The 23396-nt window shown below is 72.0% G+C and carries 25 protein-coding genes and 2 pseudogenes; 11 read left to right on the forward strand and 16 right to left on the reverse strand.

Annotation, left to right across the window (positions count from 1 at the left end; translation table 11 throughout):
* Positions 1 to 478 (forward strand): PIG-L family deacetylase (locus MQP27_RS36905; protein ID WP_242773499.1); only part of this gene is annotated, 478 nt, incomplete at its 5' end.
* 202 nt (positions 479 to 680) lie between these two features.
* Here the strand turns inward: MQP27_RS36905 and MQP27_RS36910 are convergent.
* From MQP27_RS36910 to MQP27_RS36965, 12 genes and pseudogenes are all read right to left on the reverse strand, one after another.
* Complete coding sequence (locus tag MQP27_RS36910; RefSeq protein ID WP_242773500.1) at positions 681 to 962, reverse strand: hypothetical protein; 282 nt, start codon at positions 960 to 962, stop codon at positions 681 to 683.
* Between the two features lie 135 nt (positions 963 to 1097).
* Positions 1098 to 1361: a hypothetical protein gene (locus tag MQP27_RS36915; RefSeq protein WP_242773501.1), complete on the reverse strand. Its 264-nt coding sequence runs from the start codon at positions 1359 to 1361 to the stop codon at positions 1098 to 1100.
* Positions 1362 to 1390: 29 nt separating this feature from the next.
* Positions 1391 to 1702, reverse strand: a complete 312-nt coding sequence (locus tag MQP27_RS36920) for a class I SAM-dependent methyltransferase (RefSeq protein ID WP_242773504.1) — start codon at positions 1700 to 1702, stop codon at positions 1391 to 1393.
* A gap of 10 nt (positions 1703 to 1712) precedes the next feature.
* Complete coding sequence (locus MQP27_RS36925; protein ID WP_242773506.1) at positions 1713 to 2075, reverse strand: three-helix bundle dimerization domain-containing protein; 363 nt, start codon at positions 2073 to 2075, stop codon at positions 1713 to 1715.
* A gap of 34 nt (positions 2076 to 2109) precedes the next feature.
* Positions 2110 to 2386: pseudogene (locus MQP27_RS36930) on the reverse strand (metal-sensitive transcriptional regulator).
* A gap of 70 nt (positions 2387 to 2456) precedes the next feature.
* Entirely contained in the window at positions 2457 to 3428 is a 972-nt protein-coding gene (locus tag MQP27_RS36935; protein ID WP_242773509.1) for a sulfite exporter TauE/SafE family protein, read from the reverse strand.
* Positions 3425 to 4006, reverse strand: a complete 582-nt coding sequence (locus MQP27_RS36940) for a rhodanese-like domain-containing protein (RefSeq protein WP_242773511.1) — start codon at positions 4004 to 4006, stop codon at positions 3425 to 3427. The genes MQP27_RS36935 and MQP27_RS36940 overlap by 4 nt, the downstream gene beginning before the upstream one ends.
* A gap of 87 nt (positions 4007 to 4093) precedes the next feature.
* Positions 4094 to 5479, reverse strand: a complete 1386-nt coding sequence (locus MQP27_RS36945; protein ID WP_242773514.1) for an MBL fold metallo-hydrolase — start codon at positions 5477 to 5479, stop codon at positions 4094 to 4096.
* Positions 5480 to 5614: 135 nt separating this feature from the next.
* Complete coding sequence (locus tag MQP27_RS36950; protein ID WP_242773517.1) at positions 5615 to 6844, reverse strand: NAD(P)/FAD-dependent oxidoreductase; 1230 nt, start codon at positions 6842 to 6844, stop codon at positions 5615 to 5617.
* 49 nt (positions 6845 to 6893) lie between these two features.
* Entirely contained in the window at positions 6894 to 7220 is a 327-nt protein-coding gene (locus MQP27_RS36955; protein WP_242773519.1) for a rhodanese-like domain-containing protein, read from the reverse strand.
* A gap of 67 nt (positions 7221 to 7287) precedes the next feature.
* A complete protein-coding gene (locus tag MQP27_RS36960) occupies positions 7288 to 8781 on the reverse strand; it encodes a sensor histidine kinase (protein ID WP_242773523.1) in 1494 nt (497 codons plus the stop codon).
* Positions 8771 to 9466 (reverse strand): response regulator transcription factor, encoded by a 696-nt coding sequence (locus MQP27_RS36965; RefSeq protein WP_242773526.1) that lies wholly within the window; start codon positions 9464 to 9466, stop codon positions 8771 to 8773. The genes MQP27_RS36960 and MQP27_RS36965 overlap by 11 nt, the downstream gene beginning before the upstream one ends.
* Positions 9467 to 9638: 172 nt before the next feature.
* Between MQP27_RS36965 and MQP27_RS36970 the strand changes: the two genes are divergently transcribed.
* Positions 9639 to 10316, forward strand: coding sequence for a ferritin-like domain-containing protein (locus MQP27_RS36970; protein WP_242773530.1), 678 nt, complete (start codon positions 9639 to 9641; stop codon positions 10314 to 10316).
* Between the two features lie 31 nt (positions 10317 to 10347).
* On the opposite strand, the gene MQP27_RS36975 is transcribed toward MQP27_RS36970, so the two are convergent.
* The 3 genes from MQP27_RS36975 to MQP27_RS36985 form a co-directional block, all read right to left on the reverse strand.
* On the reverse strand, positions 10348 to 10605 hold the full coding sequence (locus MQP27_RS36975; RefSeq protein ID WP_242773532.1) for a hypothetical protein: 258 nt from the start codon (positions 10603 to 10605) through the stop codon (positions 10348 to 10350).
* Positions 10606 to 10675: 70 nt separating this feature from the next.
* Positions 10676 to 12085, reverse strand: a complete 1410-nt coding sequence (locus tag MQP27_RS36980) for a HAMP domain-containing sensor histidine kinase (protein WP_242773534.1) — start codon at positions 12083 to 12085, stop codon at positions 10676 to 10678.
* Positions 12082 to 12768, reverse strand: a complete 687-nt coding sequence (locus MQP27_RS36985; protein ID WP_242773536.1) for a response regulator transcription factor — start codon at positions 12766 to 12768, stop codon at positions 12082 to 12084. Before MQP27_RS36985 ends, MQP27_RS36980 begins: the two co-directional genes overlap by 4 nt.
* A 158-nt stretch (positions 12769 to 12926) precedes the next feature.
* Between MQP27_RS36985 and MQP27_RS36990 the strand changes: the two genes are divergently transcribed.
* The 5 genes and pseudogenes from MQP27_RS36990 to MQP27_RS37010 all read left to right on the forward strand — a co-directional run bounded on the left by MQP27_RS36990 (position 12927) and on the right by MQP27_RS37010 (position 18261).
* Positions 12927 to 13457 (forward strand): hypothetical protein, encoded by a 531-nt coding sequence (locus MQP27_RS36990; RefSeq protein WP_242773538.1) that lies wholly within the window; start codon positions 12927 to 12929, stop codon positions 13455 to 13457.
* A 2-nt stretch (positions 13458 to 13459) separates the two neighbouring features.
* Entirely contained in the window at positions 13460 to 14689 is a 1230-nt protein-coding gene (locus MQP27_RS36995) for a S8 family serine peptidase (protein WP_242773540.1), read from the forward strand.
* 41 nt (positions 14690 to 14730) lie between these two features.
* Positions 14731 to 17016, forward strand: a complete 2286-nt coding sequence (locus MQP27_RS37000) for an MMPL family transporter (protein WP_242773544.1) — start codon at positions 14731 to 14733, stop codon at positions 17014 to 17016.
* Positions 17016 to 17726, forward strand: a complete 711-nt coding sequence (locus MQP27_RS37005) for an LmeA family phospholipid-binding protein (RefSeq protein WP_242773547.1) — start codon at positions 17016 to 17018, stop codon at positions 17724 to 17726. The genes MQP27_RS37000 and MQP27_RS37005 overlap by 1 nt, the downstream gene beginning before the upstream one ends.
* Positions 17727 to 17849: 123 nt before the next feature.
* Positions 17850 to 18261: pseudogene (locus MQP27_RS37010) on the forward strand (TerD family protein).
* Between the two features lie 8 nt (positions 18262 to 18269).
* Here the strand turns inward: MQP27_RS37010 and MQP27_RS37015 are convergent.
* Positions 18270 to 19328 (reverse strand): PucR family transcriptional regulator, encoded by a 1059-nt coding sequence (locus tag MQP27_RS37015; protein ID WP_242773549.1) that lies wholly within the window; start codon positions 19326 to 19328, stop codon positions 18270 to 18272.
* Positions 19329 to 19594: 266 nt separating this feature from the next.
* On the opposite strand from MQP27_RS37015, the gene MQP27_RS37020 reads away from it, so the two are divergent.
* The 4 genes from MQP27_RS37020 (at position 19595) to MQP27_RS37035 (ending at position 23307) form a co-directional block, all read left to right on the forward strand.
* Entirely contained in the window at positions 19595 to 19954 is a 360-nt protein-coding gene (locus tag MQP27_RS37020; RefSeq protein WP_242773552.1) for a hypothetical protein, read from the forward strand.
* 149 nt (positions 19955 to 20103) lie between these two features.
* A complete protein-coding gene (locus tag MQP27_RS37025) occupies positions 20104 to 20565 on the forward strand; it encodes a CBS domain-containing protein (RefSeq protein WP_242773555.1) in 462 nt (153 codons plus the stop codon).
* Positions 20566 to 20758: 193 nt separating this feature from the next.
* Positions 20759 to 22012, forward strand: a complete 1254-nt coding sequence (locus MQP27_RS37030) for a cation:proton antiporter (protein WP_242773558.1) — start codon at positions 20759 to 20761, stop codon at positions 22010 to 22012.
* Entirely contained in the window at positions 22009 to 23307 is a 1299-nt protein-coding gene (locus tag MQP27_RS37035; protein ID WP_242773561.1) for an ArsB/NhaD family transporter, read from the forward strand. Before MQP27_RS37030 ends, MQP27_RS37035 begins: the two co-directional genes overlap by 4 nt.
* Positions 23308 to 23396: the final 89 nt, after the last annotated feature.

A 23396-nucleotide genomic window follows, 5' to 3' on the forward strand; every position in this document is an offset into this window, starting at 1 on the left:
ACACCTGAGGCCACCCGGGACGACCGCGACCCGCCTCGCAGAAACCCGACGGCCTCCCTGCCACGCCGCCCGGCCACTGTGCGGCCTCCTGGCCTTGCTCTCCGACCGCGGTGTGCCGACGGCCGTGCTCTGCTTCACTCACGGCGAGGCGTCCACCCTGCACGGCACACCGGGCGACCTGCACACCGTACGCGCGGGCGAACTCTTTTGCGCCGCAGGGGAGTTGGGCGTCGACCGCGTGGGACTATCCGGACATCCGGACGGCTCTCTCACCGACAACCCGGTGTCCCGCCTCGCCGCGGAGGTGACCCGTCTCGTCGACGAGCGACGCCCCACCCACCTGCCGGTGTTCGACACGGGGGTGTCACTGGACACGGTGACCATCAACAGGCCACGAATGCCGCGCTGTTCGCCGCCCGCAGAGCTGGTGTCGCGGTACTGGGCTGGACGCTGCCGCGACAGGTGGCGGATCGGCTGAACACCGAGTTCAACACGTCGTTCACCGGCCGGGACCCGGTCCAGTACCGTGTCGTCGGGCCGGTGCCACGGGACCGGCAACGCGCCGCCATCGCCTGTCACGCCAGCCAGTCGGCGAACAACCCGGTGCTGTGGCGCCGTCTGGAGCTCCTCGGAGACCGGGAGTACGTGGCGGTTCTGGAGAGCCCCGGTGTGACATCGGTTCAGCATTCCTCGCGCATCGGCCCGATGGGTGCGGAGGCGGCGTCGGCCAGCTCCGCCTGCACAAGCAGCAGCCGGGCCAGGTCGCGTGCCTCGTCGGTGGTGAGGGCTGCCCACGCGCCGGGCTCGTCGCCCTGGTCCCGGCCCACGTCGAGGGTGACCCGGCTGATGGGCAGATCCGGGAGCGCGAGCCGCAGGCACCGAACGGCGATCCTGCGCCCGCAGCTGGTCACGAGAGAGGTGTCCTCGCTCGCAGGGAGCCGGTCACGTCCTGCTGTCGCCATCGGTCTCACGCTCCTCCGCCCGATCGGTGTCGTCCCGGCGGTGCCGTTCGTGTCCCAGATACCCGCCGGGGTATAGGTGACAGCGCTGGGCGAGGCCGGGTTGTTCCCCGGCCGGCCCAGTCGCCCGGGACAGCGTCAACTTCGTACGGCGTGGACGAACGCGTCGAGGGCCGTACGACTGTTGCCGTCGGCGTCGGTCACCTGCCGGGTGACGGTCTCGGCCCGCACGATGTCGGCGTAGGGCCGCCACAGGTCGGCGACCTGCTCGGCGGTGTAAAGGACGCGCGGATCCTGCGGTCCGCCGTGACCGTGCTCGGGATTGGCCGCGTCATGGCCGACGAGCAGCAGGGTTCCGCCCTGGCGTACGGCGGTGGCGGCCCGGGTCATTACCTGGGTCATCTGCGGCCACGGCAGGTGCAGATACGCGATCAGCGCCAGCCCGTACGTGGCCTCCGCGGGTGCCCGGCGGTGAGATCGGCGCGGACGGTCCGCAGTCGCACGCCCCGGTCGGCGGCCAGCCGCTCGGCCTTCTCCAGGGCTACGGCGGAGAAGTCGACGGCGTCCACCTCCCAGCCCCGCTCCGCGAGCCAGACCGAGTTGCGGCCCTCGCCGGCGGCGAGGTCCACCGCCCGTCCGGACGCCTTGAGTCCGGCCAGATCCTCGGCGACGAAGCGGTTGGGCTCGGCCTTCCACACGAGTTCGCTGCCGCGGTAGCGCTCGTCCCAGGTCGCCGCGTCCATGTCTTCCGCCTCATTTCTCCGCGTGCGCGGGATCGTCGTCCGTGTCGATGTCCTCGTCCGGGTCCATCGTGTCGTCCCCGGCGAGCAGATAGGGGTAGGGGCAGCTGCTGGACAGGTGCCCCGAGGCACGTTTGAAGGCCAGGACGGGAACGTAGTGCCGCACGCGCGCGTCGGCGATGAACGCGAACGCCTCCGCCGCGGCCGTCGCCAGTGTCTCGGACGGGAGGTCCGGGAATCGGTGGACGAGCCTCTCCTGGACGTCCTGGCGGGCACGTTGCTCGGCCGCCGGTGTCGGTGGGCCGGCCGGCCGGGTGTCGGGGCAGTGGCTGCCGGGCTGCACGGCCCAGTCGGTGATGATGGCGCGGGAGATCACCTTGCACCCCCTGAGATGGGATTCGGGGTCCTGGTCAGGCGAGCGTCAGGAACAGCTTCTCCAGTTCGGCCTCGCTCAGCGGTGGGACGTGCCCCCGCTGCCGTTCGATCAGGCACTGGCGGATGCCGCCCGCCACTATCTTGAAGCCGGCCCGGTCCAGAGCGTGGGAGACCGCGGCCAGCTGGGTGACGACGTCCTGCGGTCGCGTCCCGCCTCGATCATGGCGATGACCACGGCCAGTTGTCCTTGGCCCGCCGCAACCGGTTGCGTACCTCGGGCCACGAGTCCGCTTCCTTGTCATCGGTGCTCACGACTTCGGTGGTTTTCACCGGGCACCTCCTCGGGGCCGGGCCGGGTTTCTCCGGAGCGTGTACCGCGTCCCTATGCGTCCTGTGGCGACGCGGTGGTGCCGTTGCCGCGTACGGTCTCGGAACGGTCGGCGAGCAAGACGGCTGGTCTGCTTGCGTCATCTGACTCGGCCGGGACGTCGCTCGTCTGCTCGGGTGTTCGCCCGGCGCGCCTGAGCATGTACCAGCTGAAGACGATCCCCGCCGCCGCAGCCAGGGAGGCCCAGGTCCAGGGGCCGGTCAGCAGTGTATGGCGCAGTTCGTCCTCGGCCTGCTGGCTGAGGACGAAGACGCCCATGACGGCGACGAACCAGCCGAAGGACTTGCGCAGCGCGTCCTGCGGAATGCGCCCGGCGAGGCGACCGCCGATCAGGCTGCCGACGACGGCGGTCGCCGTGACGAGCGTGGCGAACCCCCAGTCGATGTGCACGCTTGCGAGGTACCCGGCCAGGCCCGCGAAGGACTTCATGGCGATGACCAGGAGTGAGGTACCAACGGCGACGGTCATCGGCAGTCCGCCCAGCAGCGCGAGCGCGGGGACGACGAGGAAGCCTCCGCCCGCGCCGACCAGTCCGGTCACCAGGCCCACCACGATCCCGTCCAACAGGACGTGGAGGACGGGGAGTTCGTGGTGGACCTTCTTCGGCTGCCGCTTGCGGCCCCGGATCATGGCGACGGCGGTGGCGATCATCATGAGGGCGAACGCGATGAGCAGGACGCCGCCGGGGACGAACTCGGCCAGCCGTCCGCCGGCGTAGGCGCCGGTCATGCCGGCCAGACCGAACAGCAGCCCGGTACGCCAGCGCAGGCGTCCGGCACGGGCGTGGGAGACGACGCCGGCGGCGCTGGTGACGCCGACGACGAACAGGGAGGTGGCGATGGCCTGCTTGGTATCCATGCCCGCCAGGTAGACCAGGATGGGCACGGTCAGGATGGAGCCGCCGCCACCCAGGACGCCGAGGCTGACGCCGATGAGCAGCGACGCGGCGATGATGACGGCGATCACGACGCACCCCGTAGAGCGGCGACGACGGTGTCGAGGTCGGTGCGCGGGCCGCGGTTGTAGGGCAGCCTCGACAGGAGCATGCCCATGGCGCAGGTGTTGGTGAGCGCGGCGACGGTCAGCCCCGCGCCGACGGCTGTACCGATCAGGTGCAGTCCGGGCACGAACAGGCCCACGACACCGGTCACCAGGACGAGAGCTCCGGCGACGAGCCGTACCTGGCGCTCCAGGTCCCAGCGTTCGGGCCCTCGGGTGAGCGGGCCGTCGGCGTTCTCCCACGCCATGACACCGCCGTCGAGGACGCGCAGGTTGGGCAGTCCGGCCTCGGCGAGGGCCTGTTCGGCCTGCGCGGCGCGGGCACCGGAGCGGCAGATGAGTATGACGTTCTCATCCAGGTGGTGGCGCAGCTCGGCGCGGTGCTCGCGCAGGGTGTCGAGAGGGACGTTGTAGGAGCCGGGGATATGGGCGGTGCGGAACTCGCCGGGCGTGCGCACGTCCAGCAGGCGCGGGCCCGCTCCGTCCCGGGTGAGGTCGCGCAGGGCGACGGGATCGAGGCGTGGCTTGCCGGCTCGGGTGGTCATGGGATTCCTTCTGTTCCTTGGAGTGGTTGGGCGGTTGGGTGGTGGGCGGCCGCCGGTGTTTCCGGTCGCCGCCCGGAGTGGGACGGATCAGACGTCCGCGGATGCGGGCAGGGCGAGCCAGGAGCCGTAGCCGCCGAGCAGGTCGGAGACGTCGGTGCGGCCCTGGTGACGCAGCAGACTGGCGGCGATGGAGGAGCGGTGGCCGCCGGCGCAGTGCACGACCAGGGGCCGGTCGACGGGGATCTCGGCGGTGCGGCGGGCGAGTTCGGCCAGCGGGATGTGCAACGAGCCCTCGATCAGGCCCTCTTCGCGCTCGGCGGTGTTGCGCACGTCCAGCACCAGCGGCGGTTCGTCTCCGTCGAGCAGCCGGCGCAGTTCGTCGGCGGTCAGCCGACTGGCCTGCTCCATCTCCTCGGCCAGCGCGGGGAAGGCGCCCTCGGGCTCCCGCAGATACCCGCCGACCTTGTCGAAGCCGATCCGGGCGAGCCGGGTGACGACCTCCTCCTCGCGGTCCTGCGGCGCGATGACCACGACGTCCTGCTCGGGGGCGACGACCATGCCCGCCTGCTCGGCGAAACGGCCGTCCGCGGGCACGTTGACCGAGCCGCGCAAGTACCCGGGCGCGAAGTCCTGCGGGGAACGGGCGTCGACCACGACCGCTCCGGCCGCGCGCCGCCGCATGAACTCCTCGACGGACAGCGGCCGGGGCGCGGCGGCCGCGTCGAACAGGCCGTGTTCCTTGCGGTTGAGGATGGCGTCGTAGACGAAGTAGGCGGGCGCGGAGGGCTGACCCTCGGTCACCAGCTCGACGAACCTCTCCTCACTCATCGGGCGGCAGGCGTAGTTGGTGGCGCGCTGGGCGCCGATGGTGGACTGACGCTGGGTGGAGAGGTTCTTGCCGCAGGCGGACCCGGCGCCGTGCGCGGGGAAGACCCGCACCGCGTCCGGCAGGGCCATCAGCTTGTGCTGGATGGTGTCGTAGAGCATGTGGCCGAGTTCGTCGGCGGTGACGCCGATCGAGGCCAGCAGGTCGGGGCGACCGACGTCGCCGATGAACAGCGCGTCGCCGGTGAGGACGCCGTAGGGCACGGTGTCCTTGGAGTGCTCGTACACCAGGACGCTGATCGACTCCGGGGTGTGGCCCGGGGTTTCGAGGATCTGGAGGGTGACGTCGCCGAGAGTGATGCGCTCGCCGTCGACGAGCTTGTGGATGGGGTATTCGGCCTCGGCGCGCTGTCCGTAGCCGATCCAGGCGCCGGTGCGGTCGGCGAGTTCCAGGTGGCCGGCGAGGAAGTCGGCGTGGAAGTGGGTGTTGATGACCGCCTCGACGGTGAAGCCGTGTTCGGCGGCGTCGGTGAGGTATTCGGAGACGTCGCGGCGCGGGTCGACAACGACGGCCTTGCCGGTGGTCTCGTCGGCGATCATGTACGACGCCTGGGAGAGGCAGTCGAGGTAGTACTGGGCGAAGAACACGGTCGGGTGACCTCCATGTCGAAGAGGATTGATTACCCCGGGGGGGTATGTAGAAGGGTCTGGTCCGCCCGTGTTCGAGCGGCAGGGGGCGGGGGAGTGGTCGGCCCGGGTCGGGGGAATGCCCGGGCCGACCGGTCAGAGGCGGCCGGTGAGCATGCCGTGCCAGTACACCGGCGGCAGGCCGTACCGCTTGAACAGCCACATCGTGCGCCGCTCCTTGAACGGGTCGAGCAGCGGGAAGGAGGGCGTGGGGTTGAGGTCGTAGTCGAACTCGGCGAGCAGCATCCGGTCGCGGGCCGTGACCAGCGGGCAGGACGTGTAGCCGTCGTACCGGTGCGAGGGACTGCGGCCGTTCATGACGTCGAGCAGGTTGGCGGCCACGACCGGGGCCTGCTTGCGTACGGCGGCGCCGGTCTTGGAGGTGGGCAGGTTCGCCACGTCGCCGAGGGCGAAGACGTTGTCGTAGGAGGGGTGTTGGAGGGTGTGCTTGTCGGCGGCGACGAAGCCCTGCGGGCTGGCCGGGTCGGCGAGCGGGCTCGCTTTCACCCAGTCGGGGGCGCTCTGTGGCGGGACGGCGTGCAGGAGGTCGTAGCCGATGGTCTCCTTGGTGCCGTTCGCGTGGTCGGCGACCGTGAGTTCGCGGGCGTCGCCGTCGACGGCGGTCATCTCGGAGCGCAGCCGCACCTCGATGCCGTAGCGGGCGGCCACCTCCTCCAACACCTGGGACCAGGCGGGCACCTTGAACATCGCCGGGTCGGGGATCACCAGGACGATGCGGATGTCGTCGAGGACCTTCCGCCTGCGCCAGTGGTCGGCGGCCAGGTAGGCGATCTTCTGGGGGGCGCCGCCACACTTCAGCGGGGTCGCCGGGTGGGTGAAGACGGCCGTGCCCGAGCGTAGCTGCCGAATGAGTTCCCAGGTGCGCGGGGCGTACTCGGGTCCGTAGTTGCTGCTCACCCGGTCGTGGCCGACGGCCTCGGCCAGGCCCGGCACGCCGTCCCAGTCGAGCTGGAGTCCCGGTGCCATCACCAGGTGCTCGTAGGCGAGTTCGGCGCCGCCGGAGAGTGTCACCGTGCGGGTGCCGGGGTCGACGGCCAGCGCGCGCCGTTGGATCCAGCGCACGCCGTCGGGTATCACGGACCCCTCGGGGCGGCGGGTGGTGTGCAGAGGGGCCTGGCCGCCACCGACCAGGGTCCACAGCGGCTGGTACCAGTGGGTGTCCGACGGCTCGACCAGGGTGATGTCGGTGACGCCGGCGCGACGCAGCCGGGCGGCGACGCTGATGCCGGCGCTGCCGCCGCCGATGACGGCGACGCGATGACGACCGGGGATCGGGGTGTCGGTGGGGGAGGGGGTTGCGGCCAAGGCGGGGCTCCTTTCCGGCCGGCCGGTGATGCGGGCGTCGGGTCGGGGGTCAGGCGGCGTGCTCGTGCGCACCGGCCGCCACGGGGCGCCCGGCTCGGGCCCAGGCTCCGGTGCCGCCGGTCACCGAGTAGGCGTCGATGCCGCGGGAGTTCATCCAGTCGGCGACCGTCCTGCTGCGGTTGCCGCCGGCGCAGATCACGAACACCGGGCGGTCGGCGGGCAGTTCACCGCACCGGGCGGGCACGGTGCGCAGAGCCATCAGGCGGGCGCCGGGCACGTGCCCGGCCGTGTACTCGTACGACTCTCGTGCGTCGACCACGAGCGCGCCGTCGGCCCAGGCCGCCGCGAACGCCTCCTGTGTTACCTCACGGGCCACTTGATTGCCTCCTCAATTACCCCCGGGGGTATCTTGCCGTCGAGAGTACGGCGGCCCGGAGGAGGCGTCAAATACCCCTGGGGGTATTTGCCTGCGAGGCAATGCCCGGTGTCGCGCGGGCTTCCGGGCGCGCTCCCGGGCGCCGGGAATCGGCCCTGGGCAGACGGAGGGTCATCACGGTTCCGCCATCCGGTCCGGAGGCCGCCGTGACCGTGCCGCCGTGGGCGGTGACGAGTTCCCTGACGACGGCCAGACCGATGCCGCTGCCGCCGCTCGCCCGGGCCCGGGAGCCGCGCCACAGGCGGTCGAAGACGTGCGGGAGTTCGTCGGCGGGGATTCCCGGCCCGGTGTCGGCCACCTCGACGAGCGCCTCGCCGGGGGTCGCTGAGGTGGTGACGGTGACGGCGTCGCCGGGTCGGCAGTGGTGGGCCGTGTTGCCGAGGAGATTGCCGAGGGCCTGGTGCAGGCGGTCGGCGTCGGCCCGTACCGGCAGGGGAGCGCAGTCCGTGCGGGCCGTCACTGTCAGGCCGGCGGTGCGCAGCTCGGCGTCGTGGTCGGCCACGGCGGCACGGACCACGGCGGCCAGATCCACCTCGGCCAGATGGAGGGACAGCCGCGCCGATTCGGCGTCCGCCAGTTCGCCGAGGTCGCCGACGACCCGGCCCAGCCGCAGGGTCTGGTCGTGGAGGGCGGCCAGGCGCTCCGGCGCCGGTTCGGCGTAGCCGTCGCGCAGTTCTTCGAGCCCCGCCTGCAACGCCGCAAGCGGGGTGCGCAGTTCGTGCGCGATGTCGGCGGCGAGGTGGTGACGGGCCCGCTCGGCACGGGTGACGTCGTCGGCCATGGCGTCGAAGGCGCGGGCGAGGTCGCCCAGTTCGCCGGGCGCGTCGATCCGGGCCCGCGCGGTGCGGTCCCCGGCGGCGAGCGCACGCGCGGAGGCGGCGACCCGGACCACCGGAGCGGCCAGGCGCCGGGTGACGAACCAGCTGACGGCCAGGGCGAGAGCGAGAGCGCCGAGCGCGGCGGCGGCCACCCACCCCCAGGCGACGGACCGCCCCGCCGATCCGGACCCGGCCGAGAAGACCAGCGTCACGGAGCCCACCGTGTGACCGTCGACCACCACGGGCGCGCTCGGACCGGGCCCGGAGCCCATGCCCTGCCCATGACGCCCGCGACCCGAACCGGGCATGCCGTGCTCCTCCTGGTCCGCGGAGCTCGACCCGGAGCCACCGGAGACCGTCTCGTCGTCCGCGTCCCGTACCGTGAGCTCCGCCCCGGCACCGGAGGCGAGCGAGCGGGACGCGGACAGGTCGGCCGACGTCCAGCCGTCCGCCGCCCGGTAGGCGTCGGCGGCAGCCGTGGCCACCCGGTCGGCGGCGCGCTGCCGGTCGGCCTGGCGGGCACTGCTGAGCCCGAGGTCGGTTCCGATGAGCGCCGCGCCTGTCAGCAGGGCCACGGACGCCAGCGCCACCACGGCGAACGCCGCGAACAGGCGCCGCCCGAGGGGGCCGAGCCCACTGGACGGCCGCACGCCGGCGGGTGGCAGACGCGGCTCAGGGGTCACGGGACCACCCCAGCCGGTAGCCCACGCCCATGACCGTCTCCACGAGTTCGGGGCCGACGCCCCCGAGCTTGTGCCGCAGGTTCTTCACATGCGAGTCGATCGTCCGCTCGTAGCCGGCGAACTCGTAACCGCGCACCCGGTTGACCAGCTCATAGCGCGAGTACACCCGTCCCGGCACCGACGCCAGCGTGGTGAGCAGACCCCACTCGGTGGGCGTCACCTCCACCGGCGCCCCGTCCAGCACCACCTCGTGCCGGGCCTCGTCGATCCGCAGCCGTCCCGAGCCGTACGACAGGACGGGCGCCGCACCCGTCGCCGTGCCCCGGGCCCGCTGGAGGACCGCGCCCACCCGCAGGACCACCTCGGTCGGGCTGAACGGCTTGGTCACATAGTCGTCGGCGCCCAGCCGCAGCCCGTGGATGCGGTCCTCCACAGCGGTGCGCGCGGTCAGCACCACCACCGGCACCCGCCCGCGCTCGCGGGCCTCCCGCAGCACCTCGTCACCGTCCACATCCGGCAGCCCCAGATCCAGCAGCGCCAGATCGACGCCACGCTCACCGAGCAGCCGTACGGCCTCCGCGCCCGACCCGGTCGTCAGCACCCCGTAACCGGCGCGCTCCAGGTAGCGGCGCAGCAGCTCGCGGATCTCCCTCTCGTCCTCGACGACGAGCACCGTGGCGGTCATGTCCCACACCTACGCGCCACGCGCACGCCCCGGGAGGGGCCGAACAGCCCCGCCCGCCCGTCCGGCCGTCTCCATTCCGTCTCCACACACACCGCACGGCGACTGCAGGGCCCGGCGCGACGGTGACGGTGCGGGAACGGAAGACGCTCCCGCGGAGTCGAGGAGGTTCGCCATGAAGCGCAACACCAAGATCGCGACCGCGGTCACCGCGGGCGTGCTCGCCATCGGCGGAGTGCTCACCGGCGGCGCGGTGGCGGCGGGCACCGACAGCACCCCTACACCGGAAACCGGCGTGCACCAGCAGATGATGACGGGCCGCCAGCACCACGCCGAGGACTACAGGGAGGGCACGCACGACACCCGTCGCGACGGAAGCTGCACCGGCTACACCGCCCTGGCTCCGCAAGGCACCCTGACAGCCGACCAGAAGGCCACGCTGGCCGGCATGGCCGAGGAGGAGAAGCTCGCGCACGACCTCTACACGGCTTTCGCGGAGCGCTACGGCGTACGGATCTTCGAGCGGATCGCGGCAGCCGAGACCCAGCACCTGACCGCCGTCCGCACCCTGCTGGACCGCTACGACATCAGTGACCCGACCGCCGGGCGGTCCGCCGGTGAGTTCACCGATCCCGCCGTGCAGGCCACCTACGACCGGCTGTTGAAGCAGGGCGAGGACAGCCTGTCCGACGCCCTGGCGGCAGGCCGTACGGTCGAGACCGACGACATCGCCGCACTGAACAAGGCGCTGTCCGGACTCACCGCCCCGGACGCGCGGCAGGTGTACACCAACCTGCTCGCCGCCTCCGAGAGGCACCAGGCGGCCTTCGAGCACTGGATCGCCGCGGAATAGGGAGGTGACGGTCGCTTCGCACGGGTGATGCTCAGTGCGTCGCGTCCGGCCGGCTGCGGTCGGCCGCGTTCAGCGCTCGCCGGCGGAATCCGGTTCCGTACGTGCCGTCGGCGATGCCCCTGACGACGCGGTCGACGGCAGCGCGCCGGGTCGTCTCGTCGGTCAACTCCAGGGCCTGTTCCAGGTCCTGGAGCAGTTGCCGGGGCATGTCGCGCTCCTGGTCGCCCGCCACGGTACGTCGCAGCAGGGCGCTCAATCGTCGCGGGAGGAACCTCATCCGCGCTGCCATGCTCCTCACTCCTTTCGGTGACCGGTGACCGGTGAGGGAGCGAGCGTGGCGGATCGGAGCGACGACAGTGTCAGGCGGATGTTCGGGGCGGGTAAGGGCCGTCCGGCGGGCCGGCACCGGGGTGGGGTGGCAGTTGTACGGTGAACCGGGCGCCGCCCTCGGGCGCCCGGCCGTGGGCGGTGATGGTGCCTCCGAGACGGGTGGCCAGCCGGTGGGCGATCGCCAGGCCCAGGCCGCTGCCGACGGGCCGGATGCCCCGGTAGCGGTCGGTGAGGGCGCCGCGTTCGAAGGCGACCGCGATGTCGTCGTCGGTGAGGCCGGGGCCGCCGTCGCGGACCTCCAGGACGGCGCCGGGGGCTTGCGCGCGCAGGGCCAGGACGAGGGGCTTTCCGGCCGGGGTGGCGCGCAGCGCGTTCTCGGTGAGGCCGTCGACGAGCTGCCGTACCCGGAAGCCGTCGGTGGTGATGGTCAGTGGGACTCCCGGGCGTTCGAGGCGGAAGTCGACCTCGTGCCGGGCGCACCGGACCGCCCACGCCTCCGCGGCCTCCGTCACCAGGGCGTCGAGGTCGGTTTCGCCGGTGTCGAGGCGGAAGTCGTCGGCTTCCAGACGGGCCAGGGCGAGCAGGTCGCCGACGAACCGTTCGAGCCGCTCGATCTCGGTGCGCAGGACGCGGCCGGCCTCGGGCACCTCGTCGCCGGTGATCACCTCGTCGGCGAGGGCCTCCGCGTAACCCCGCGCGCTGGTCAGTGGGGTGCGAATCTCGTGCGAGACGGAGAGCAGGAAATCCCGCTGCCTGCCCTCGCTGTGGGCAAGGGCGGCGTCGAGGGTGTTCAACGCGCCCGCCAGTTCGGCCACTTCGGCGGGCCCCTCGGCGGCAACCGTCAGCCCGCGCTCGCCCTCGGACAGCCGGTGCGCGGTACGGGCGGCCGAGACGAGCGGGCGGGTCAGGCGGCGGGCGAGCATCGCACCGGCGAGGGCGGCACCGACCAGGCCCAGGACGAGGGGCAGGACGAGGCCGCCGCGCATGCGGTCGGTGGCCTGGTCGACGGCGCTCATCGGCTCGGTGAGAACGAGCCCGCCCCCGGTGGCGGTGGGGGTGCCCTCCACCAGCACCGTCCGTCCGTCGAGCATTGCGGTGGCGGACACGTCGTGCCCGGCGAGCAGGGCCCGTCGACGCTGGGTGTCGACGACGGCCGCCGCAGGTCCGGCGACCTCGCCAGAGGGGTGGACCAGGGCCAGCCGGATCTCCTCGGGACCGGCGATGCGCTGTTGCCGGTTCAGCATCCAGGAGGCCAGCGGCGGCGTGCGGGCCAGGACCTGGGCCTGCCGGGAGAGCTGGTCGCGTTCCTGCGCCTCGGCGTTCGTACTGATCATCCGCCAGGCGAACAGGCCGGTCAGCACGACGGCGACCGCGGCCACCGTGGTGGTGAGCAGGACGATGCTTCCCCGCAGGGAGCCGCGGCGGGCCGCGACCCTCATCGGGCGGTGTCGGTGACGCCGTAGCCGACCCCCCGGACGGTGCGGATCGGGCTGGCGTCACCGAGCTTGGCGCGCAGCTGGGAGACGTAGACGTCCATCACACGGGTGTCGCGGTAGCCGGCGTAGCCCCAGACCTGCGCGAGCAACTGCTCACGGGTGAAGACCTGTTCGGGATGGTGCATCAGGAAGGCGAGCAGGTTGAACTCGGTCGTCGTCAACTCCACGGGGCGCTCGTCCACCCGCAGGGTGCGCCGTCCGGTGTCCAGGGCGAGCCGGCCCAGGCGGCGCACCGGATCCCGCCCCGGGTCCGCCGCGCGGCGCAGCAGGCTCTTGACGCGGGCGACGAGTTCCTGTGGCGAGAAAGGCTTGGTGAGGTAGTCGTCGCCGCCCAGTTCCAGGCCGAGGATCCGGTCGGTGACCTCGTCCCGCGCGGTCACAAATAGCACGGGAGTCCAGTCGCCCTCCGCGCGCAGCCGGCGGCACAGCTCCATGCCGTCCATTCCGGGCAGGGCGATGTCCAGCACGATCGCCGCCGGGCGCAGCCTGCGGGCGGCGGCCAGGGCGGCGACGCCGTCGGTCTCGACGTGGACACCGAAGCCCTCCCGGCTCAGATAGCGCCGTTGCAGGTCGGCGATGTTCCGCTCGTCCTCGACGACCAGGACCAGCCCTTTGCTCTGCGGCATGTGCCTCTCTCTTCCCGGTCCGGCTCCCGATGCTAACCAAGAGCGGCCCACGTGAGCGCCCGCGCCAGGGGGTCCTTACACGCCCCGAACACACGTCGAACCTCCTCCTCGCACTCCTTCGACACGCTGGGGCGCAGATCGAGCAAGGGGAGGAACTCGTGAACCGCTTGACCACCGTGGCGGCCCGCCGTGTCCGAGGGACGCTGCTGTGCGCCACCGTCGCCGCCACTGCCATGACCGGACCGGTCTGGGCGGCATCGTCCGGTTCGACCGGGGCGACCACGACCACCACGACCATCACGCCCGCACCGGCACTCGCCGTGTCCGTCGCCGCCACCGGCCCGCACACGCTGCCCGCCTCGCTCCCGCCCGCCGCCCTCCGCGCCGACCTGCGGCGGCTGCGTGGCATGGCCCCGGAACGGCGACAGCAGACGGCTGCACGGATCTGGCAGGACGCACTGGGCGGTGACTACGGCTCCGCCGTGCAGCTCCGGGCCGAGCGGGTACAACAGCGCTACCGGCTGCTGCCCGGGCAACTGCGCAACGACCTGGGGGAGTTGCGCGGACTCGGCGGAGACGAACTGCGCGACGGACTCGTGGCCGTCCGCGACAAGGCACTCGACGGCGGATACGGCGACCAGGTGCGGCAGCGGGCCGAGCGCCACGGTGACTTCTGGCAGCAGGGCTGAACATGACGCCCCTGAGGGCCGGTGTGCCGTCGGCCGTGCTCGTCGCCGTCCTGTCGCTGGTGGGCGCCGCTCCCGCCGGTACCGATCCGCTGCGCCCGCAGCAGTACGGGCTGGAGTCGAGCGGTCTGGCCGCCGCGACCGAGGCCGGAGCCCGCGCCGACGGGGTGGTCGTCGCCGTGCTCGACACCGGCGTCGACCTCGACCACCCCGACCTCGCCGGCGCTCTCGTCCCGGGCCGGGACTTCGTCGACGGCGACACCCGGCCCGACGACGAGAACGGCCACGGCACCCACGTCGCGGGAGTGATCGCCGCCGGGACCGGCAACGGCATCGGCATCGCGGGCGGTGCCCCCGGCGCGAAGATCATGCCGGTCAGGGTGCTCGACGCCGACGGCACCGGAGACCCCGACGTGATCGCCGACGCCGTGCGCTGGGCCGCCGGCCACGGCGCCGACGTCATCAACCTGTCCCTGGACGACACCGGCCCGGCCGACCGGTTGCGCAAGGACGGGCCCCTGTCCCGTGCCCTGCGCGACGTCGCGGGCCGCGCGGTGGTCGTGGCGGCGGCCGGCAACGAGGACCAGGCCGAGCGTGTCTACCGGGCCGGCGTCCCCGCCCTCGTCGTCCAGGCCGTCGGCCCCGACGGACACCCGGCCGAGTTCTCCGACTTCGGCGACCCCCGCTCGGTCGCCGCCCCCGGCGTGGACATCCTCTCCACCGTCCCGGGCGGCTACGCCCGCAAGTCCGGTACGTCCATGGCGGCGCCCCACGTCGCGGCGGAGGCGGCGCTGCTGCTGGGCAGGGGCGCGGATCCGGCCACCGTCCGCGAGGTGATCGCCGACACCGCACACCCGACGGACGACCCGAGGCTCGGCGCCGGCCTCATCGACGCACAGGCGGCCCTCGCAGTTCTGGCATCACCGGACCCCTCCGGCGATCCACCGACCACACCCGCGCCGACCGCCGGAAGTGATGCGGCCGGTACGGGAGGAACAGATCCGGCCGGCTCGGAGGGAGACCCGACAGTCGGCTCGGACGCAGCCGGTCCAGTCGACTCGGGAGGAGCGGACACGGTCGGTACCGGCGGAGCGGATGCGGTCGGTTCGGGAGGAGCGGCCCTCCTGGGGCTGAGCCTCGTCGGCGTCGCCGGCCTGCTCACGGCCCTCACCGTCTTCCTGCGCCGCACCCGCCGACAACCTCAGCCTCGTTCTCGCCCCCGCCGACACCCTTGAGTCCCTCCCACGCCCACCCGGGCCCGACCAGAAGCGACACCATGACGACGACGCACCCGACCGACACACCATCCCAACCACCCACTCCCGTCGGCCGACTGCACCGGCTAGGCCGCTGGTGCGCACGACGAGCCTGGTGGGTGCTGGGCACCTGGCTGCTGGTGGCGGTGGCCGCCCTCGGCGCAGACCGCGCCTGGGGCGGCACCTACGACGACGACTTCTCCCTGCCCGGCACCTCCGTACAGACCGGCTCCGACCTGCTCGACGCGCACGGCTCCAAGGCGGTGCGCGGCACTGCCTCCCAAATCGTGCTGCACACGGACGACGAAGCGCTCGACGGGCACCGGAACGCGGTCGACGAGACGGTCACGGCACTCGCGAAACTGCCCGAGGTCCTCTCGGTGACCGACCCGCTCACCACCCCGGGCGCCGTCTCGGCCGACGCCACCACCGGCATCGTCACGGTCCGCTTCACCGAGAGCCCGGCCACGTTCGACAAGTCCTATCTCGACCGTGTCGACCACGCCGTACAGCCGCTGCGCACCGACCACGTCCAGGTCGAATACGGCGGCCCGCTGGGCCAGTTGGCGCGCCCCGAAGCCGCCGACCGGCTGTCGGAAGTCATCGGCCTGACCACCGCCGTGGTCGTACTGCTGGCCGGTTTCGGCAGCCTCGCGGCCGCCGGAGTGCCGCTGCTGACCGCCGTCATCGCCCTGCTCACCGGCATATCCCTGCTCGGCCTGCTGGCCGCCGCTTTCACCTTCGGCAACGCCGCACCCACCCTGGCCACGATGATGGGCCTGGGCGTCGGCATCGACTACGCCCTCTTCCTGACCACCCGCCACCGACGGCTGCTGCGGGACAGCGGCGACGGCGCCGACCCCGCCGAGGCCGCGGGCCGGGCGGTGGCCACCAGCGGCCGGGCGGTGATCGTGGCCGCGGTGACCGTGGCCCTCGCGCTGGGCGGCCTGTACGCGTCCGGCGTCGGCTTCATCGGCAGCCTCGGCGCTGCCGCCGGTATCACCGTGCTGGTCGCGGCAGTCGCCGCCCTCACCCTCGCGCCCGCCTTCCTGGGCATCACCGGGCGCCGTATCGACCGCTGGCGGGTGCGCACCCCGGTGGACGAGCCGACCGGAACCGCCGACACCTGGCACCGCTGGGCCGGCACGGTCGGCCGCCGCCCCTGGCTCTTCCTCGTCCTCGGTGTCGTCGTCCTCGGTGCCCTGGGCATCCCCACCGCCTCGATGCGGCTCGGCCACATCGATCACGGCGCCGACCCCACCGGCTACACCGACCGCCGTGCCTACGACCTGATCTCCGACGGCTTCGGCCCCGGCACCAACGGCCAGTTCACCGTCGTCGTCGACGTCGGCGGGCAGCAGAGCGACATCAAGGAACTCTCCGCGTCCCTGCACGACGCGCTGGCAGCGGTCCCCGGAGTCGCCCGCGCCTCCACCCCCACCGGGACTGCCGACCAAGCCCTGCTCACCGCCACCGTCACCCCCGACACCGGCCCTGAGGACCAGGGCACCTCCGATCTCCTCCACCGCCTGGAGGACGAGACGCTCCCCGCCGCCCTGGCCGGCAGCGGCGCCCACGGCTACGTCACCGGCGTCACCGCAGCCCAACTCACCTTCCGCGACGTCGTGACGGACCGCCTCCCGGTCATCATCGGCGTCGTGGTCGCCGCGGCGTTCCTCCTGCTGCTCACCGTCTTCCGCAGCTTCCTCGTCGCACTCAAGGCGGCCCTGCTCAACCTGCTGTCCATCGGCGCCGCCTACGGAGTCGTCGTCGCGGTCTTCCAGTGGGGCTGGGGCGGCTCGTTGCTCGGCGTCGACGAGCCCGTACCGGTCGAGTCGTACGTCCCGATGATGATGTTCGCCATCGTCTTCGGCCTGTCCATGGACTACGAGGTCTTCCTCCTCTCCCGCATCCGCGAGTCCTGGCTGCACACGAAGGACAACCACCTCAGCGTCGCCACCGGCCTGGCTGGCACCGCCCGGGTCATCACCTGCGCCGCCCTGATCATGACCAGCGTCTTCCTCGCCTTCCTCCTCTCCACCAACGTGGTGATCAAGACGCTCGCCCTAGGCCTGGGCGTCAGCGTCGTCATCGACGCCACCGTCGTCCGGCTGGTCCTGGTCCCCGCCACGATGTACCTGCTCGGCCGCGCCAACTGGTGGCTGCCCCACTGGCTCGACCGCCTCCTACCCCACCTGGATCCCGAGGGACCGGCGCCGACCGCGCCCGACACGGAGGACGGGCCCGGCCGGTGGCACCCGGAGTCCGCCACGGCCCCGGCCGCGACGACGGGAGAGCAGGGGTGATGCGTTACATGTTCAGGCGGTACCGCACCGCGTCGATCGCCACCGCCGCCCTCGCGGTCCTGCTGCTGGTCGTCACCACGGCGGAACTCACCGCCCGCGGCCTGCTGCACAGCCGTCTGGCCGCCGTGGCCGACCGGAAGCTCGGTCAGGGCAGCGAGGTCCGCATCGACGGCGGACCGGCCCTGCTCGACCTGTTCGAACGGCACCTGGACGCCGTCACGGTCAGCAGCGACCACGCCACCGTCGGCCGTATCCCCGACGTGTCCGTGCGCGCCCGCCTGGACGACCTGCACCTGACCGGCGACCACACCGGCACCGTCGCCCGCACCCACGCCGATGTCGAGGTGCCCGCCGCCTCCCTCCAGACCCTGGCCACCACCTCCGACGGACGGCTCCCGGTCTCCGGCGTCCGCCTCGACGCCCGGGCCGACACACTCACCCTCGCCCTCGGCCGGGGCGGCCTCGGACAGGCCACCCTCAAGCCCGAACTGAGGAACGGGCACCTGATCCTTCGCCTCGAAGACGCCGAGATCCTCGGCAACCCGGCACCCGGCGCCCTCGTCGACCGGGTCCAGAACGACCTGACACAGCGGACGGACATCGCCTATCCCCTGGATCTCAAGGCCACCTCGGTCGATGTCACCGAGACCGGCCTCCGCGTCACCCTGGCGGGAGGGCCGAGCCGGTTCCCGACGCGCGACGGCATCTGACAGGCACCCCGCTCTCGGTTCGGGGACTTGGTGGAGAATCGAGTCAAGGAGGCATCAAGAGCCTGGTCAGGGCACATACTTGAGGTTGCGGGGGTGTCTCGCGGTGCCTGATGGGGGGGCAGGGTGAGTGGTGTCGGTGAGGGGCTGCGCAGGGCCGAGGTGAAGCTCCGGTGGGACCCGAGTCCGTACGGGGAGCCGCCTCGGCATCTCGACATCGTCGCCGCGACTTATGCGGCGGACGACCCGTGCGGGCGGCCCGTGTACGTCGTCCACACCGAGAGCCGGTCGCCGGACGGCACGATCAACATGATCCGGCACAGCGAGACCGGGATGGGTTTCGGGTTCGTCGAGGCGATGGTGCTGGAGTTCGACCGGATGAATGCCGGTGTGGTCGTCGTCGAGGGGTACCCGGGCGACGGTCGCGGAGTTCGGCAGGGACACGTCCGGGCGGTGGGGTTTCCGTGAGCTGGTCCGGGGGTTCGACGCCGACCCGGTGCTGTTCGCCGCGGAGATGGGCGGCACCCGGCAGCACTGACGCCGCCGTCACAGCTCTTCGGCCGGCCAGTCCAGGAGCCGGGCGCCGATGACGGCGGTCTGGAGTTTGTAACGGTGCGCGGGATCGGCCGGGTTGGCGCCGGTGAGCTGGTGGATGCGGTCCAGGCGGTAGGTCATGGCCCGCACGCTCAAGGACAGACGGCGGGCGGCCTCGGCCGCGATGCAGCCGGAGTCGAAGTACGCGGTGAGGGTGTCGAGAAGGGGCTGGGCGCCGCCCCGGGCGGTGGTGAGGGGGCCGAGCGTGTTCACCACGAGGTCGGCCATGGCCTGCCGGTCACGGGTGAGGACGGGGTAGACGAGCAGGTCGGCGGCGCGCAGTACCGGGTCGTCGAGGCCGAGGCGTTCGGCCATCCCCAGGGCGTTGAGGGCTTCTTCGTAGGACTGGACGACTCCGCCGGGACCGGGTTGCGGGCGGCCGATCGCGACCCGGCCGCCCTCCGTGGCCGCGTGCGCCTGCTTGGCGAAGTAGGGGAGCACCTCGTCCTCGTGTCCGGGCGCGACGCACAGCAGCCGTCCGTCCTTGGTGGTGAGCAGTACGTTGCGGTTGCCGAAGCGGGTGATCAGCGCGTGCTCCACCTGCCGTGGCACCGGATCGCCTTCCACGTAGGCGGTGGGACCCTGCGCGACGGCGACCGCGTGTGCGTGGGAGAGGCGCAGTCCGAAGCGTTCCGCGCGCTCGGCAAGGCGGCCCAGGTCGCTGCGGCCGTAGAGGAGGTCGTCGATGAACTCCCTGCGTGCGGCCTCCTCCTGGCGTACGGCGAGGCGCTGGGCGCGTTCGTAGCCCTCGGCGAAGGCGTCCACGACCTGCTGCAGCGCGGCGAGCGTGGTGTCGACCGAGCCGGGAGCGCCGGGCCAGGCGGCGCGGGCCGCGGCCAGATGGGCCCCCACCAGGGCGCGCAGTCCATGGCCTGCCTCCGCGGCCTGCTCGCCCAGCGCACGGCGCGATTCGATCTCCTCGCGGGTCAGGCGCCGGCCGGTGGCCGAAACCTCGGCCAGAATCCGGGCGCAGCCTTCCAGATACGCCTCGGGTATCTCCCGCTCGGTCACGCAGTCCCCCGAAATCTTGATGCCCCGGTGACGGCTTCTTGGCCTCACCGGCATGCAGACACTAGTGAACACTGCCGGGAACCGGCAATGCGCGTCGGGTCGCAGGCGTGCACCATGACGAGCGGGGAGCACTACGGAAGGTTCCGGTGCCGGGCCCCGGGCAGCTACCGGTGTCCGGCTCAGGAGCAGCGCTCCCATCTGCCAGGCCGCATGCGGGAGGGAGCCGGGAGATGCGGATGCTCGTGGGGGCCGCTACCGGCCTCCCGATGATCCTTTTCACCGCGGCCCTGGTGGTGGTCGTGGGCTTCTGGCTGCTGGTGGCCCTCGGTGTCACCACCGCGGACACCTTCGACGCCGACGCGGACCTCGACGGCCTGGGAATGGGCGGTGTGCCGGTGGCCGTCGCGATGTCCCTGCTGACGGCGCTCGCCTGGATCCTCGGCTTGGGAGCGACCGCGGTACTCACCGCGTTGTCCCTGACGGGGACCGTGACCGGGATTCTGCGGCTGGTGGTACCGGTGGCGGGGCTGCTCGTCGCCTGGTGGCTGACGCGTTCGTCGGTCCGGCGGCTGCGGCGCTTCTCCTCCGACGAGCGCCGCTCCGGCCATGACGCTGCCGGGATCTGACTCACGACCGGTTCCCACGAACGCGGGCGTGGCCGCTCGCTTCGATTGCATCACAATGACCTGGGAGCCCCCGCGCGACGGCCCACCCGAGTACCGGGACCGCGTGCCGCCTCCCCAACGGGACACAGAACGAAAATCAGGAGCCGACCGTGCTGGCACGAGACCTGGCAGTGGAGTACGAGACAGTCGGCGTCGACACCGACGCCATGGCGGCGGCGCGGCTGATGGCCGAACACCGGCTGCCCGCCCTGTTGGTGCTCGATGAGCAGGGTGTGCCGAAGGCGATCCTGCCGGCATCTCAGATGATCAAGGTGGTCGTGCCGGCGTACGTCATCGAGGACCCGACGCTGGCCGCCGTCGTCGACGAACGCCACGCCGACAAGCTGTGCAAGGCGCTTGCCGGTCTTACGGTCCGCGACTGCCTGTCCAAGAGCCTGCCCGCGCCGCCGGTCGCCGAGCCGGACGCGACCGCGCTGGAGGTCGCCGCGCTCATGGCGCAGGTCCGCAGTCCTCTGGTGGCGGTGGTGGACAAGGACGAGAGCGGGATGCGGCTGCTCGGTGTGATCACCGCCGCCCACTTGCTGGAGCGACTGCTGATCGCCGCCTCCTGAGCGGGCCCGGGCCGGGGCGGAGACGACGCCCGCCCCCCGACCTTGCCGGTGCCCGGCAGGGATCACGTCCCCGGACGTGCCCATAAGGAACCTGTCAAAGACGTATCAAGGGAAGGTAAGGTTCCGTCCGGTGTGCCGGGAAGCCTGGTCGGCGAGTTGAGGACAGATCTCTCTTCCGATCGGGGCGTTTGCCATGGTGCTGGTGGCGGTGTTCGGCGTCGCGCTGCTGGTGGCGGTGCTGTTGTCGGGCCTGGCGGCCCGGACGGTGCTGTCCACGTCCTTCCTCTTCCTGGTCGGCGGAGCCCTCGTGAGCGACGGGTTCCTCGGGCTGATCCACATCACGCCGGACAGCGAGCTGGTGTCCGTGACGGCCGACCTGGCCCTGTTCGCGGTGCTGTTCACCGACGGCATGCACGTCTCGCTGCCGAAGCTGCGCGCCAATTGGAAGAACCCGGTCCGCGCCCTCGGCCTGGGCATGCCGCTCGCGTTCGTCTTCATGGCGCTGGCCACCCACTTCCTGGTGGGGCTGGACTGGACGACGTCGTTCCTGGTGGGCGCGGTACTCGCGCCCACCGACCCGGTGTTCGCCTCGGCGATCGTGGGCCGCAGCGAGGTCCCGGCCAAGCTGCGCCAGCTGCTGAACGTGGAGAGCGGCATCAACGACGGGCTCGCCCTGCCCGTGGTGATGCTGCTCATCGCGGCGGCGGGCCCCACCGCGTCCGGCATGGAGGCGTCCCCGGGCAGGATCGCCGTGGAGCTGCTCCTCGGCCTGCTCTTCGGTGTCGCGCTGCCGCTGCTGGTCAACTGGCTCGTACGGTTCCGGCTGCTGGGCGCCGAGCCCAAGCTGCAACCGCTGCTGCCGCTGGCGACCGGCGTCATCCTGTACGCGGCCTGCCACCTCACCCACGCCAACCCCTACCTCGCGGCGTTCTCGGCGGGCGCCGTCCTCGCGCACGTCTCGCCGGAGGCGAAGGCGTCCTTCGAACCGCTGGGCGAGGCGCTGGCGGAGCTGGCGAAGTTCGCGGCCCTCCTGGTCTTCGGCGCGCTGCTCACCCCGCACCTGTTCGGCGACCTGCCGCTCGGCGGCTACGCGGCCGTGATCCTGGCGATCTTCCTGATCCGGCCGGCCTCGCTGCTGCTGTCGCTGCTCGGTACCCGCCTCTCCCGCCGGGAGAAGCTGGTCGCGGCCTGGTTCGGCCCGAAGGGCTTCGCGTCGGTGGTGTACGGACTGCTGGTGCTGCGGTCCGGTATCCCGCAGGCCGAAGAGGCGTTCACGCTCATCGCCGTGTGCATCGCGTTCTCGATCGTCGCCCACAGCTCCACGGACGTGCCGATCGCCCGCGCCTTCGACGTCGAGGACCTGGCCGGACTCCCGGACGGACCCCACGGCACGAACACCCCTCAGACCGCACCACCGCTGGCACACGGAGCAACCGGAGGAACGTGAACGACTGGCACAGCTGGGCCGCGATCGTCGTCTTCGTCGGCGCGTACGCCCTGATCATCAGCGAGAAGATCCACCGCGTCGCCGTCGCCCTGGGCGGCGCGGGGCTGATGCTGGCGATCGGGGCGACCGACGACGTCTCGGCGTTCTACTCCGAGGACTCGGGCGTCGACTGGAACGTCATCTTCCTGCTCATGGGCATGATGATGATCGTCGGCGTGCTGAAGAAGACCGGCATGTTCGAGTACCTGGCGATCTGGGCGGTCAAGCGGGCCCGCGCGAAACCCTTCCGGGTCATGGCCATGCTCGTCGTGATCACCGCGGTCGCCTCCGCGCTCCTCGACAACGTCACCACGGTCCTGCTCGTCGCCCCGGTCACCCTGCTGGTCTGCGAACGCCTCGCGCTGCCCGCCGCGCCGTTCCTGATCGCCGAGGTGATGGCCTCCAACATCGGCGGCACGGCCACCCTGGTCGGCGACCCGCCGAACATCATCATCGCCAGCCGGGCCGGCCTCACCTTCAACGGCTTCCTCGTCCACCTCGCCCCGCTCTCCGCGCTGCTGGTGGTCGTCCTGCTGGCCCTGTGCCGGGTGATGTTCCGCAAGTCGTTCGTCTACGACGAGGAGCGCGCCGCCGAGATCATGGCACTGGAGGAGGGCGAGGCCATCAGGGACCGGCGCCTGCTCGTCCAGGGCCTGGTCGTCCTCGCCCTCGTGGTCGCGGGCTTCGTCCTGCACCCGGTGCTGCACTACGAGCCCAGCATCGTCGCCCTGCTCGGCGCGGGACTGCTGGTCGCCGTCTCCACCGTCGACACCAACGACGTCCTGGCCGAGGTGGAATGGCCGACCCTGGCCTTCTTCGCCGGCCTCTTCGTCATGATCGGCGGCCTCATCGACACCGGCGTCGTCGGCGAGATCTCGCAGAAACTCGCGGACGTCATCGGAGGCAACGAACTGGGCGGCTCCCTGACCCTGCTCGGCGGATCGGCGGTGCTGTCGGGCATCGTCGACAACATTCCCTACGTCGCCACGATGGCCCCGATCACCGCCGACCTGGTGCGCGACATGGGCGGCGCGAGCGACCACGTCATGTGGTGGGCCCTTGCGCTGGGCGCCGACCTGGGCGGCAACGCCACCGCTATCGGCGCCTCCGCCAACGTCGTCGTCCTCGGCATCGCCGAACGCAACCGGCAGCCCATCTCCTTCTGGCAGTTCACCAAGTACGGCCTGATCGTGACCGCCGTGACCGTGGCGATCTCCCTGGCCTACGTCTGGCTGCGCTACTTCGCTCTGACGTGACCCGCATCAAGAAGGCGTCAAGGTCCACGTGCCGGGCGCCAGGGATGCGTCAAAACCGTTCCCTGCGGCAGGCCGAAGGGCTTCGGTGA

The organism is Streptomyces cylindrosporus, assembly GCF_022698165.1.
Classification (GTDB): domain Bacteria; phylum Actinomycetota; class Actinomycetes; order Streptomycetales; family Streptomycetaceae; genus Streptomyces; species Streptomyces cylindrosporus.